Raw genomic sequence first — 13,900 nt, 5'->3', positions numbered from 1 at the left:
CGTTAGCTCAGTTGGTAGAGCAGTTGGCTTTTAACCAATTGGTCGAAGGTTCGAATCCTTCACGACCCACCACTTTTTAAATCGTGGTTAAAGAATTTAAACGTTACACCAGGATTGGTCGTTAGCTTAGTTGGTCTTGAAATAGAGACAGTTGGCTTTTGTTTCAGTAAGAATATCAGTTCTTGCAAAACCAAGATGGGTCGTTAGCTTAGTTGGTCTTGAAATAGAGACAGTTGGCTTTTGTTCCAGCAAGAGTATGAATATCGCAACACCAAGATGGGTCGTTAGCTCAGTTGGTAGAGCAGTTGGCTTTTAACCAATTGGTCGAAGGTTCGAATCCTTCACGACCCACCACTTTCTCTGTTATTCCCTCACTATTATTTCTAAATCATCACAGAATACCAGACTTATCATTGGCTAAAATAGCTCAGTATATTTTCAGATGTTTAAATCTCGATAGTTTGTTTTAACTTCAATAATAACTAGGTTTTGCAAAATCAAGATGGATCGTCAGCTCAGTTACTCTGTGTGAAATCAACTGCTGCCGTTGACTTTTGAGTCATGTTTACAATGTTTGAACCTTTCATCACCCACTATTTTACTCCTTTAGTTATGTCCTCTAATAATCCCTTTTATCAACGTTATATCTTATTATTACGTTACAAGATTTGAGTAGCGTTCGATGATTATATTCCAGCGAGCCTAAGATGCTATACGAAACCAATCCAGGTCGTAATTGGTCGATGTATTTTGTTATCAGCTTATTTAGCGTTTAATTTCTTATAAATCTTTAGTGTCCAAACTCATCAAGATCTACATTGTATTAAACAACATCTTGTTTTCGAAGTAGTCTATTTATTAGTTTTTGCTTGTCTACTTTTGTCTCATAGACCTATTGCTAATGTTACATGACTGTTAATTGGCTCATATTGCTCAAGATTAGAACAATATCAATAGGGAGATAATAATGAAAAAGCAAAAACTCAGTCTTTATGTTGCAGGCGCGTTATTGGCGATGAGTGGGGGAGCTCAGGCTGCTACAGATATGACTTTTGGTGGTTACATTAAAGCCGATGTGATGTTTAGTGATTATGGCAATGGGGCGCCAGATTCAGGTTCGTTATCTCGTCAGTTTTATGTGCCAGGCACTATTTATGGTACGACGGGTAATGGTAAGCAAGTAGTCGACTTTCAAGCTCGTGAATCACGTTTTAATTTTAAGACTGTTACTGATGTTGAAGGGCATACACTGACTGGTTTTATTGAACTGGATTTTATGACGCATACAGATGGTAATGAACGAGTTTCTAATAGTTACTCTCCACGTATTCGCCATGCATTTGTAAGTTATGACAATTGGACTGTAGGGCAAACGTGGACTACTTTCCAAAACCCTGGTGCTTTACCGGAAAACCTAGACTTTGTCGGTGCGGCTGATGGAACACCGTTTGTGAGACAATCACAACTACGTTATACCAGTGGCAATTGGCAGTTCTCAATTGAGAATCCTGAAACAACTGTGACGCCATTGAGCGGCGGTGGTCGAATTACTAGTGGCAGTGGCGTTGTTCCTGATTTTGTTGGTCGCTATAACTTTAGTGCTGCCAGTGGTTCTGCATTTTCAGTGGCGGCGATTGTAAGGCAATTAGATCTAGAGCAAGTTGTTGGTACCACAACGTATGACACATCAGAACTAGGTTATGGTGTCAGTTTCGCGGGTGTTATTCCTGTCGGTAAAGATGACTTCAAATTTACTGCAACTTACGGGGAAGGGTTAGGTCGTTATATGGCGCTAAATTATGCCAACGCTGGCGTGCTTGATACCAATGGGGAAATTCAAGCGATTAAATCATTTGGTGGTTTTGTGTCATATCGTCACTGGTGGTCGGAGCAATGGCGTTCTAGTGTGACGTTCTCAGGTTTTAGCGCAGATAATGATGTGGCGCTTACCGGTGGTGCAGTTAATAAAGAGGCTTACTCTGGTTACGTTAACTTATTGTTTTCACCTTCAAAGCCACTAACATTTGGGGTTGAGTTTATGCATGCCTTAAATGAACGTGAAGACGGTTCTGATGGCGACTTAAATCGGATTATGTTTTCGGCGAAATATGCTCTTTAATATTTGAGCAGATAACAAAAAGGCAACCAGATCGGTTGCCTTTTTAGTTTAAATTTAAGAAGCTTACTTAATTGAGTAAGTTGTTTTGACGAACATAAGCTTCAAATTCGGTGCAACCACCAATAGGTTGTTCATCAACAAAGATTTGTGGAACAGTTTCTACCGTTTTACCCACACTTTTTGATAAATCCGCTTTAGTGATGCCTTCGGCATGAATATCAATATATTTGAATTTAAAATCTTCACTTTGCGCCGCTAACTTTTCTGATAATTCAACAGCTCGAACACAATATGGGCAACCTGGGCGGCCAAAAATAACTACAAACATGGTGACTCCTGTTTAATGATATGGCCAATTTATACCATAAGTACTTTTCAAATCATAATTCAACGCAATTAATTTTGTTTTAACTCATATCGATTTTATATTTGCCTTGATAGTCAAAAAATGAATCAACTAAATCCCAACGATGTTTGTTTTTTTTCAGTAATAATAAATCGGGTTTTCTGAATCGAGTTTGATCCGCCAATACATCAGTGACTTTTTTATATTGAGGATGGGGAATGCCTGGCGTGCGGGTATGACTGAGAACATATACCGCATAAAAAGCTTTTCGTTGTGCTGGTGTCGCGAAGTTAAACGTTTGCTTAAAATCATTACCTTCAATGTCAATGTATTGAATAAGCAACTTATTGTCTTGATCGTGCAACAACATTTGCTCACATTTAAATAAATGATGATGCTGAGCATTAAGTACTTGTTTTAGGCGTTTATCGGGATCAATTAAGGTCGATTGGCAGCTATGACAAATGCGAGCCGCGATATCATTCTCCGCTCCACAGTCTGGGCATGATTTTGATCGAAATCTAAAATCACACTGTTGTTGCTCATTGATTAATCCTTGGCAGCGTCTGCCATAATGTTCAACAATATCACCATCGCCATCCACTAGACCCCAAAAAGTATTAGCAAATTGACACACAGGACAATGCACTTGTACTGGCACTGATTTGCTATTGGGTTTGGCTTGACCGACTTCTGGGTAAAATAAGTCGTAACCATTAGCGGCATAATCAATGACTAAACAATCTGTTTTATTGGGAGCTAAACGTAACCCTCGGCCAATCATTTGTTGGAATAGGCTCACCGATGCAGTGGGGCGCAAAATTGCGATAAGGTCGACATGAGGTGCATCGAAGCCTGTGGTTAATACGGCAACGTTAACAATGTATTTGAGGCTCTGGGCTTTAAAGCGATGGATGATGTCATCACGTTCGTTATGTGGCGTTTGAGCGGTAATTAAGGCGGCATCGTTGTCTAACAGAGTCATGATTTCATTGGCATGTCTGACCGTAGCTGCAAAAATTAAAATACCTTTTCGGCATTCGGCAAGTTGTTTTACTTGCTTGATAATTGCAGTGGTTGCTCGTCCCTGATGATGCAATAAAGAATCGATTTCCATTTGTGGGTATTCACCACTGTCATGCGCCACCAGTTCACTAAAATCATATTGCGCACTCAACCCGTCAAAAATGGTCGGTTTGGTTAGGTAACCTTTCTTGATTAATGGTCGCATTGGGAGTTCAAAAATGCATTTTTCGAATACAGGTTTATCAGTATTACCTACTTTCCCATGATAATGGTGCCGATAAATCCAGCCTAAACCTAAACGATAAGGCGTGGCGGTTAGCCCAAGCAGTTTAATGTCAGGATTACGCGCTTTAAGGTGCGTGAGCAGTTGTTGATATTGACTGGTAGACTCATTACTGACTCGATGACATTCATCAATGATCACTAATGAAAATGCTTGAGTGAATTTTTCTAGGGCGCGAGCGGCCGATTGAACACTGGCTACCACGGTTTTGCCATTAGCCTTTTTTTGATTTAATCCTGCTGAATAGATATTGGCCTCTTGGGTGAGCAAACCCACTTTTTCAGCATTTTGAGCGACTAATTCCTTTACATGGGTTAGCACCAGCACATTACCATTAGCAATACGTGCCAGTTCGGCAATGACAATACTTTTTCCCGCACCGGTAGGTAACACTAACACCGCTGATTGTTGGCTGTGCTTGAAATGAGCGATAGCCGCATCAACTGATTGCTGTTGATAGTCGCGTAAGGTGATATTTCCGGGTTGAGTAGATGAATGTTTCACGTTATCGAGTAGTGTTATTTTGGTTTATACAAAGCTTAACATAGCCAATGATTGATAGACCATGATGTTTTAAATGCGTTAAATAAATCAATTGGTCATGGTTAAAGATGATAAATACACTGGGATGGTACTTTTTGCGTGTTAAGCGCTGTTTTTTTATATCAGTTGGTGTAGATTCATCTATTGAAATAAGATGATATTGATACTAATAAAAATGAAATTTATCACCATCAGGAAGAACACATTATGAAATTTTTATCGTTAGCCGCTCTGTTAATGGTTAGCCACCTCGCCGTTGCCGAAGAAGGTCTTGTCATTGGTTTATCTATTGAAGAAACGGTTAAGCATTCAGATGATGCTACTGCATCGGCTTCAAAAATTGTGATGGGATTAAATGAATCTGTGTCACTTAGTGTCGAAGGAGACTATGGCGTGACCATCGTGTCGACAGCAAATAGTGATAATAAGGTTAATTTGTTGATAAGTTTACGTGATGAATCTAATGATGGTGCGGATCTATTAGGTGACAAAGCCATAACGATTAAAGTGGGCCAATCAACGAGCTATAAAATGACTCTAAATGACCATTCATATAATGTCACCATTGATACTGCTTATGGCCCACAGCCTAAGGTTTCAGATAAATAAAAACGTCAATGAATCTTGATTTTTAGATAAAAAAAGCCCCTCAATCGAGGGGCGAAAAGAGAAATTGGTCAGGATTTCTCAGGGTGGATAGAACATCATAAGTTGATTTTATTACTCTGTTTTGTTTAAGCGAGACTCAATCAAGGTATCAATCACTGCAGGATCTGCCAGAGTAGAAGAATCACCTAAGTTAGTGACTTCATTAGCCGCAATTTTACGTAAGAATCGACGCATAATTTTGCCTGAACGCGTTTTAGGTAAACCACTTGCCCATTGGATAAGATCCGGGGTTGCAAGTGCACCAATTTCTTTACGAACCCATTGACGAAGTTCTTGACGTAACTCTTCTGTTGGCTCAATGCCACGAGTTAGGGTGACGTATGCATAAATGCCTTGGCCTTTAATGTCATGGGGGTAACCCACAACGGCCGCTTCAGCAACGAGTTCATGCGACACTAAAGCGCTTTCCACTTCAGCAGTACCTAAGCGATGTCCCGAAACGTTGATGACATCATCGACACGGCCTGTAATCCAATAATAGCCATCTTCATCACGACGCGCGCCATCACCGGTAAAATACATACCGCGGAATGTTTTAAAATACGTCAGCGCAAATCTATCGTGGTCACCGTACACTGTTCGCATTTGGCCTGGCCACGAGTCAAGGATAACTAGGTTACCTTCACCAGTGCCTTCAACAATATCACCCATGTTATCAACCAGTGCTGGCTGTACCCCAAAAAATGGTCGAGTCGCTGAGCCAGGTTTGGTATCAGTTGCGCCAGGTAATGGACTAATCAGAATGCCACCAGTTTCAGTTTGCCACCAAGTATCGACGATAGGGCAGTTCTCATGACCAATCACTTCATGGTACCAACGCCAAGCTTCTGGGTTTATCGGTTCACCCACAGAACCCATAATGCGCAATGAATCGCCTTTATAGCTACTAAAAGGTTCTTTACCTTCAGCCATTAATGCGCGAATTAAGGTTGGCGCGGTATACAGGATATTGACCTTATGTCGATCAATCATTTCACCTAATCGAGCTGGAGTAGGGTGATTAGGTACGCCTTCATGAATTAATACCGTGGCGGCATTAGCAAAAGGTCCATATACCATATACGAATGGCCAGTAATCCAGCCTACGTCGGCTGTACACCAATATACTTCGTCTGCTTTATAGTCAAACACGTATTCGTGTGTCATCGAGGCATATACCATATAACCGCCAGTAGTATGCAGCACACCTTTAGGGTTACCTGTAGAACCTGAGGTATAAAGCAAAAATAATGGATCTTCGGCGTTCATCTCTGCTGGTTGGCAAAATTCTGAAGCAACTTCCATGAGTGAATGCCACCAAACATCTCGGCCTTCAACCCAATCTACATCTCCACCAGTGCGCTTAAATACAATGACTTTTTCGACGCACGTAACATCAGGATTTGATATTGCTTCATCGATACTGCGTTTTAGAGGAATTTTACGGCCACCACGAACACCTTCGTCGGCGGTAATTAAGACTTTTGATTTTCCATCAATTACTCTTGCCGCTATCGAGTCTGGTGAGAAGCCACCAAATACCACTGAATGAACAGCACCAATGCGAGCACAAGCCAGCATCGCTACTGCAGCTTCAGGCACCATAGGCATGTAGATAGTGACGATATCGCCCTTATTAACCCCTTGGCTACGTAGCGCATTGGCAAACTTACACACTTGCGTATGCAGTTCTGCGTAAGTTAATTTGCGTTGTTCGTTGGCGTCATCGCCTTCCCAAATAATAGCAATCTTATCGCCGTGTTCTTCAAGGTGACGATCTAAACAATTGGCCGAGGCATTGAGCGTGCCATCATAAAACCAATTAATCGAAAGATTATGATCATCAAAAGACGTTTTCTTAATTTTGGTATAAGGTTTAATCCAATCAATACGTTTGCCGTGTTCTCTCCAGAAACCTTCTGGATTAATAATGGACTCCTGGTACATTTTCTTATATTGATCGTTATTAACCAGTGCGTTTTCTGCAATGTCACTAGGAACTTTGTAAAGAGACTGCGGGGTCATGGGGCTTCCCTTTCTAAAAATGGCGTGGTTAAAGTATCATCTGCAACGGGCTGTTTGCACTATTAGACCTTGGTCTAGTTTTAAAATATCCTTAATATTTAGTCTGTTGCACGTGTTAATATGGTAATGATTGCTGCAGATTTGGTCGATTATTTATATCGATTCTCTTATGTAGGTTGTTTTCTGCTCAATACATGATGTTTTAGATGAAAATAAAACAGATTTTTAATAATAATAAAGTGATAGCGGACGTTTCATGAACTTAACCTTAATCGTGGCCGTGATTGCGGTGTGTTATGTGTCATTGCTGTTTATTTTGGCATGGGGTGCCGAGCGATGGTTTAGTAAAATAAACCAAAAAGCTCAAGTATGGATTTATGGGCTCAGCTTAGCGGTGTATTGCTCATCATGGAGTTTTTTAGGCACAGTAGGTCAGTCTGCCAATGATTTATGGTCATTTCTACCTATTTTTGTCGGCCCAATATTAGTGTTTACCCTTGGGTTTGGCATGCTACGAAAAATGGTTGTAGTGTCTAAAGCACAAAACATTACTTCAGTTGCCGACTTTATTGCTGCTCGTTATGGCAAGTCACAGTTATTAGCGGCTTTAGTCACGCTTATTGCATTGTTTGGCATCATGCCTTATATCGCACTACAGCTTAAAGCAATGGTGTTTAGCCTTAACTTATTTCAACCTGATGATACCCCCTTAAGCCCAGTGGCGGTGCCATTATTGATCACCATGTTACTGGCCATTTTTGCCATTTTATTTGGTACGCGTAAATTAGATGCGACTGAACATAATCCTGGAATGATGGTCGCGATTGCGTTTGAGTCATTGGTTAAACTTGCGGCATTTATCTCAGTCGGCGTGGTAATTAGTTTTGGTGTTTTTGATGGCTTTGGCGATATTTGGCAGCAGGCATCAGATAAAGCATTAATCGAAAATAGTCACATTCGTTTAGAGTCGTTTCTCCCTGAACTATTTGTTGGAATGGCCGCTTTTTTATGTATGCCAAGGCAGTTCCATGTGATGGTGGTCGAGTGTGGCGGCGAGCATATTTTAAATAAATCACGTTGGATATTTCCGATTTATTTAGCCTTGTTTGGCTTGTTTGTCGCGCCATTAGCATTAGCCGGTAAAATTATTTTGGGTGATTCGGTATCTGCTGATACCTATGTGATTAATTTGCCTTTGGCACTAGACCAACCAATATTAGCGGTTGTTGCCTTGTTAGGTAGTTTATCTGCAGCAACGGGGATGGTGATTGTTGCTGTGGTGACTATCAGTGTGATGGTCAGTAATGAGTGGCTGGTGCCATTTTTACTGCGAACGGGGCAAATAAGGGAAAAAAACTTCAGCCAATTTTCTCAATTATTGTTAAATGTACGCCGTTTATCGATTGTGGTTATTTTAGGCTTCGGCTATTTGAGTTACTTACTGTTTACCGACAGTGATTCACTTTCACATTTGGGGATGATGTCCTTTGGTGCATTTTCTCAACTAGCGCCCGCACTAGTCGGCGGATTATATTGGAAGCACGGCAATCGAGCTGGTGTCTATCTAGGCCTTGCTGTCGGTTTTAGCCTGTGGTGTTTTATTTTACTTCAAGGTGCCGGTGAAGCCCGTTTGATTGGTAGTGAGTCAGGCTTACTCAATTCGATAACCCCAAATGTTAGTGATACTTTGATTGCTTTGTTAGCGAATATATTTTGCTATGTACTAGGGTCTATTTGGTTTAGAGCTGGCGTTGCTGAGCGTATTCAAGCGAGTAATTTTGTTAAACCTTGGTCATCAAAAAAAGATTCAAAAAAACGTCAAGGGCCAATTTCGCAACAAGATTTGTTAATTTTGGCTAGCCGATTTGTGAGTCCTACTCGTGCTTATGAGAGTTTTAGTCGTTTTTCAGCCGATGCAGTAAAAAGTGATAGTTGGTACAAAGCTGCCCCAGAAGAATTAATTGCCCACACCGAACATATGTTGTCGGGGGTTTTAGGTGCATCAAGTGCATCATTAGTGATGGACTCAGTCCTGCAAGGCCGCGATTTGGCGCTGGATGAGGTATTCAGTCTCGTTGATGAAGCATCCTCTAAAATTATTTTAAGCCAAGATATGTTACGTGGCGCAATTGAACATGCTTATGAAGGCATGAGTGTGGTCGATAAAGATCTTAATTTAGTTGCCTGGAATTATCGCTATGTCGAGCTATACCAGTACCCTGAAAGCTTTTTAGTCCAAGGAATGCCTATTGCTGATGTGGTGCGATTTAATGCATTGCGCGGCTTTTGTGGTACTGGAGACATTGAAAACCAGGTTGCTGTGCGAGTTCAACATATGCGTAATGGAACACCGCACACATCTGAGCGTGAACGCCAAGATGGTAAAGTGATTAAAATTCAAGGAAACCCAATGCCTGATGGCGGTTTTGTAATGACATTTACTGACATTACCCAATATCGCTTACAAGAGAAGGCGTTACTGGAAGCCAATGAAACATTAGAAAGTCGGGTACAAGAACGAACCTATGAATTGGCAATGTTAAACAGTGAATTACTTGAAGCTAAAGCACAGGAAGAAATGGCACACGCGTCTAAAACTCGCTTTTTAGCCGCAGTGGGCCACGACTTAATGCAGCCACTAAATGCCGCGAGATTATTTACAGCATCGTTATCACAATATCCTAATCTGGATCTTGAAGCCCGCACCACCTTAACTCATGTGAATAGTTCGTTGAAAATAGCGGGAGAGTTATTGACCGATTTGCTCGATATTTCTAAGCTCGACTCTGGCATGGTGGACGTTAACCGCCGTGATTTTGCTATTGCTGAAGTGATTAATGGTTTATCGGTTGAATTTGATGCAATGGCAAGTGACAGCCAAATTTCTTTTTCGATGGTGCCCTCTACCGCGACGGTGAACTCCGACCCTTCATTGTTGCGGCGTATTTTACAAAACTTTTTAACCAACGCTTATCGTTATGCTCGAGGTGGTAAAGTGTTATTTGGTTGCCGACATCGAGGTGACTTTATCGAGATTCAAGTACTCGATACGGGTTGTGGGATTAATGAGTTTGATATACAAGAAATTTTTAAAGAGTTTAAACGTCTTAATCATCCCAGTAGTCGTAATGTCAGTGGTTTGGGGCTGGGGCTAGCGATTGCCGATCGGATTAGCAAAGTACTTGATCATCAAATTCATGTAAGTTCGACCTTAGGCCATGGTTCTCTATTCTCTATATTCGTGCCATTAGGTGAAACGGTCAGCCAAATAAGCATTAAGCCTTTACCAACATTATTACAGCCTTTAGCTGGCATTAAAGTATTGTGTATTGATAATGAAGATGCCATTCTCGCGGGGCTAGAGTCGTTATTAAGTCGTTGGCAATGCGAGGTTATTTGTGCCAAAGATCTTGCTGATGCTCGAATTAAGTTAGGGCTTAAAGGGGTTGCCCCTGACATCATGTTAGCTGATTATCATTTAGATGATGATCAAAATGGTATTGATGCGATGAATGGTATTCGCAGTCGTTATGGTGAACATTTACCTGGAATATTAATTACTGCCAATACCAATAAAGAGTTGGTTGATGATGTCGAAAGACGCGGCTATCACTATATGGCTAAGATGGTTAAACCTGCCGCATTACGCGCGTTAATTTCTAGTCTGGTCAAAAAGTAAGTGAGTTATTCAGCGTTGAGGACAACTAATGATCACAGCCTATGGCGATAGCATGTCAGGTAATTGTTATAAAGTGCAGTTGGTGCTGAATATGCTAGGTGTTGAGCATCTATGGCAAGAAATAAGTATCACGAAAGGTGAAACGCAGACACCAGAGTTTTTAGCTAAAAATCCAGCAGGAAAAATACCATCAATTGAACTCAATGATGGCAGAGTGTTGTCTGAATCTAATGCCATTATGGGTTATCTTGCAGAAGGCTCTGAGTTGATCCCAACTGATGTCTTTAGTAAAGCGAAAATGTACCAGTGGATGTTTTTTGAACAATATAGTCATGAGCCATATATTGCCGTTGCACGCTTTATTCAGTTGTATTTAGGGTTGCCTGATGATCGTTTAGTTGAATATCACTCACTGCACGTTAAAGGCCATAAAGCGCTGGCGGTTATGGAGGCTGAACTTGCTAAGCAATCCTTTCTGTGTGGTTCGCAGCTTACCTTAGCGGACATTGCTTTGTTTGCGTACACTCATGTAGCTCATCAAGGTGGCTTTGAATTGAATCACTATCCATATATTCGCCAATGGCTTGAAAGAGTGACTCAACAACCTGGCTTTATTTCCATGTTGGGGTAGGAATGTACACGTATGTCATTGAGCATTCTAGAAGAATGCTCAATGACCATTTTTTACAGTTTGTTAGCTGCTAAGTATCTTGGTATTGCCGGTTCAAATGCACTGGTTAACCCAACATAAGCAGGTCCAAAAGCTTGTAATCCGCGTTCAGTCATAAATTCTTTTGGCGCAGGTAATATCACCACAGCAACATTCATACCCACAGTGTGATTAGGGTTAGTAATGGCTTTTTGGTTGTCCATGTCGAGAATACAAATCAAGTCTGGAATGGTGACATCAACTTGACCATTCAACCTGCCAACAAGGTTTTCATTCTTAATTTCGATATGATATTGATTATCTACATACTCACCCGTGCCATTAATCAACACTTCGCCTAAAGTAAACCCTTGCTGAGCACGGAAATTAAACTCGCTAACCTTACCTCTAAATCCAACATAACCGCCGCCATGACTGGCAATGGCCTGGGCAATATCAATACCTTGTTCTTTAGCTTCTCGATAGGCTTTACCTATAGCAAGTGATTGTGAAATGGTACCTTTAATGACTGCGTCTTTTACCTGTTCAATCGGCATTGCATGGTCTATGGCTGCTATATCATTACGACTGATAACCGATAACGCTCTCACCACGGTTTCAGCGCGTAAGTCATCGATGATGTTTTCACAAATAAAACATTCACCAAATTCATTAGCCGTGACAATCGGTGCAGCAGGGATATTATTGAAGTAATAAGTTGAATGAGTAATTTCAGGTACAGCACGGCCTGCGACATCAGCATCAATAATGTAGCCATCAGCCATCGCAGCCACATAGAATGAAATAGCAGTATTTGAGCCACCTAGTTCACAGCAAATAGTGCCGTAAAATGTATCCCCAGTATATTGCTCAAGGCGCTTAAAGGCGGTCATCATTGAAGATTGATTGCTTTTAGGTAATCTGGCATAAACAGCTTCCTCTTCAGCCGACATTGGTGATAATGCCCCTAGCATGTAAGGTGTGCAGATTTTTTTACCTGCAGGCACATCGTCGACACTGACTAATTTAAATGTTTTACCTGCTGCGAGTGCACTATCGATATACTTAAATCCTTCATCAATCTCACCGCCGCCCCCAGTGCCTAAAATGACACAGCCATGTAAAATATCTGCAAGTTCAGTTCGGTTTAATCGTTTCATATTGTTCTCTTGTGGCTGACTCGCCCGATTGGATGAATGCGGGCAGATAAAAAAGGCATCGAATGAATGGTTGTGCCGATTATTGGCTTATGGACGCATTAGATCTCATTGCCCATTTATGAGCTAGGAAATACACCGGCACCGTGACTAACATGGCATCGCACACTTCGATGCTCGTTAAGGTAAACCAACCTTGATTAGCCATCAAAGAGGCACTGATACCACACCCCCAAGCAATAATAGCGGGAATGTTGAATGCATTAACCTGTGGGAGCTCACTGATGTTGTAGCGTCTCTGACGACGTATAATGAAAAAATCGACAGTGTAAATAGACGCAACAGGACTGAAAATAATCGACAAGCTAAAAATAAAATGGGTAAAGCTGTCGAGCAAATTGAGTGAGGCCATAAACGCGCCTAATATTCCGCAACCAATAATGATTTTCCATTCATGCCAAGTTGGCTTTATGGCATTAAACCCCAGTGCGGCACTGTATAAATTAACCACATTAGTGACCCAACTCGATGCTATCAATAGTAGAAAAGCGCTAACGCCTAAACCTAGCGTCAGCATGACCGCTAATACATCTGAGTTTTTGACCGCAAGGCCGGCCATAGCGGCGGCAATATAGACAAAATTACTGATCCCTAAAAAGGGCAGGAAGGAAGCGATGGCGGCATCTTTTGGCTTGGCGGCAAAGCGGCTAAAGTCTGGCATCAATACCACACTCACAATAAAGCTACCAACCACGGCAGATACTGCTTCACCAAAAGTGAAGCTACTGGCAGTAAATTCTGCGGCAACGTCAGAAGGAACAGTAACAAATCCAATACTTTTGTACAGAATATAAGCCACTAACATAAACAGGATAGGAACAAATAAGCTCGATACTCGCTCAATAATTTTAAAGCCCCAGATGGTGGTAATGGTAATAAAGAAGCTTGATACCACATCAATGACCCAAATCGACGGGGAGGCTTGAAATAGCTGTAATAATAGCTGCTCAGTGACATCGCTAAATAAATTGATATTGACGCCATACCAGCCTAGTAGTGATATCACAAATGCAAGACTGACAATATTTGCACCTTGTAAACCGAATACAAATTTCATCGTCATACAGGAGCTGAGTCGGTTTTTCATTCCGACGATACCTGTGATGGTGCCGAGTATGGACAATATGAGTCCGCCCAGTAAAAAGGCATAAATACTTTGCTCTAGTCCTAATGCGGAACCAATTTCTAAGCCGGTAATTAACCCCGGTACTGCAAAAGCCAGTCCGCCATTGACCATGCCAATGCTCCAGCCATTGTGGGTTTTGCTCTCTGGAACCGGGGTTGTAGCATAATCTTCGAGTAAACCATCAAGAGATGTGTGATCTGGCATGCTTGTCCCTAATAAATTAAGGCTCCAATGTTGGA

The 13,900-nt window shown here is 41.4% G+C and carries 9 protein-coding genes and 1 tRNA gene; 5 read left to right on the top strand and 5 right to left on the bottom strand.

Annotation, left to right across the window (positions count from 1 at the left end; genetic code table 11):
* Nucleotides 1-278: 278 nt before the first annotated feature.
* Nucleotides 279-354: transfer RNA gene (locus AAEY99_RS11645), tRNA-Lys, on the top strand.
* Nucleotides 355-967: 613 nt separating this feature from the next.
* The gene (locus AAEY99_RS11640) at nucleotides 968-2,119 is read left to right on the top strand and encodes a DcaP family trimeric outer membrane transporter (protein ID WP_101086787.1); all 1,152 of its coding nucleotides are present in this window, start codon (nucleotides 968-970) and stop codon (nucleotides 2,117-2,119) included.
* A 67-nt stretch (nucleotides 2,120-2,186) separates the two neighbouring features.
* Here the strand turns inward: AAEY99_RS11640 and AAEY99_RS11635 are convergent, their stop codons facing one another.
* Nucleotides 2,187-2,447, bottom strand: a complete 261-nt coding sequence (locus AAEY99_RS11635; RefSeq protein ID WP_011636939.1) for a GrxA family glutaredoxin — start codon at nucleotides 2,445-2,447, stop codon at nucleotides 2,187-2,189.
* Nucleotides 2,448-2,526: 79 nt separating this feature from the next.
* Nucleotides 2,527-4,278 (bottom strand): DNA repair helicase RadD, encoded by a 1,752-nt coding sequence (radD, locus tag AAEY99_RS11630; protein WP_182744028.1) that lies wholly within the window; start codon nucleotides 4,276-4,278, stop codon nucleotides 2,527-2,529.
* A 246-nt stretch (nucleotides 4,279-4,524) separates the two neighbouring features.
* On the opposite strand from radD, the gene AAEY99_RS11625 reads away from it, so the two are divergent.
* Entirely contained in the window at nucleotides 4,525-4,926 is a 402-nt protein-coding gene (locus AAEY99_RS11625) for a hypothetical protein (RefSeq protein WP_101086789.1), read from the top strand.
* A 111-nt stretch (nucleotides 4,927-5,037) separates the two neighbouring features.
* Here the strand turns inward: AAEY99_RS11625 and acs are convergent, their stop codons facing one another.
* Entirely contained in the window at nucleotides 5,038-6,990 is a 1,953-nt protein-coding gene (acs, locus tag AAEY99_RS11620) for an acetate--CoA ligase (RefSeq protein WP_101086790.1), read from the bottom strand.
* Nucleotides 6,991-7,246: 256 nt separating this feature from the next.
* Here acs and AAEY99_RS11615 point away from each other — a divergent pair, with 256 nt between their 5' ends.
* Together AAEY99_RS11615 and AAEY99_RS11610 are read left to right on the top strand one after the other, a co-directional pair.
* On the top strand, nucleotides 7,247-10,669 hold the full coding sequence (locus tag AAEY99_RS11615) for a hybrid sensor histidine kinase/response regulator (RefSeq protein ID WP_101086791.1): 3,423 nt from the start codon (nucleotides 7,247-7,249) through the stop codon (nucleotides 10,667-10,669).
* Between the two features lie 28 nt (nucleotides 10,670-10,697).
* A complete protein-coding gene (locus AAEY99_RS11610) occupies nucleotides 10,698-11,300 on the top strand; it encodes a glutathione S-transferase family protein (RefSeq protein ID WP_220487284.1) in 603 nt (200 codons plus the stop codon).
* 53 nt (nucleotides 11,301-11,353) lie between these two features.
* Here the strand turns inward: AAEY99_RS11610 and AAEY99_RS11605 are convergent, their stop codons facing one another.
* Both AAEY99_RS11605 and AAEY99_RS11600 read right to left on the bottom strand, forming a co-directional pair.
* Nucleotides 11,354-12,478 (bottom strand): S-methyl thiohydantoin desulfurase family protein, encoded by a 1,125-nt coding sequence (locus AAEY99_RS11605; protein ID WP_182744026.1) that lies wholly within the window; start codon nucleotides 12,476-12,478, stop codon nucleotides 11,354-11,356.
* Nucleotides 12,479-12,557: 79 nt separating this feature from the next.
* The gene (locus AAEY99_RS11600) at nucleotides 12,558-13,865 is read right to left on the bottom strand and encodes a cytosine permease (RefSeq protein WP_351010574.1); all 1,308 of its coding nucleotides are present in this window, start codon (nucleotides 13,863-13,865) and stop codon (nucleotides 12,558-12,560) included.
* Between the last annotated feature and the right edge of the window lie 35 nt (nucleotides 13,866-13,900).

It is taken from the genome of Shewanella sp. S1-58-MNA-CIBAN-0166 (assembly GCF_040310085.1).
Taxonomy (GTDB): domain Bacteria; phylum Pseudomonadota; class Gammaproteobacteria; order Enterobacterales; family Shewanellaceae; genus Shewanella.
Note: the sequence above shows the minus strand (reverse complement) of the source record. Positions and strands in the feature narration are given on the sequence as shown.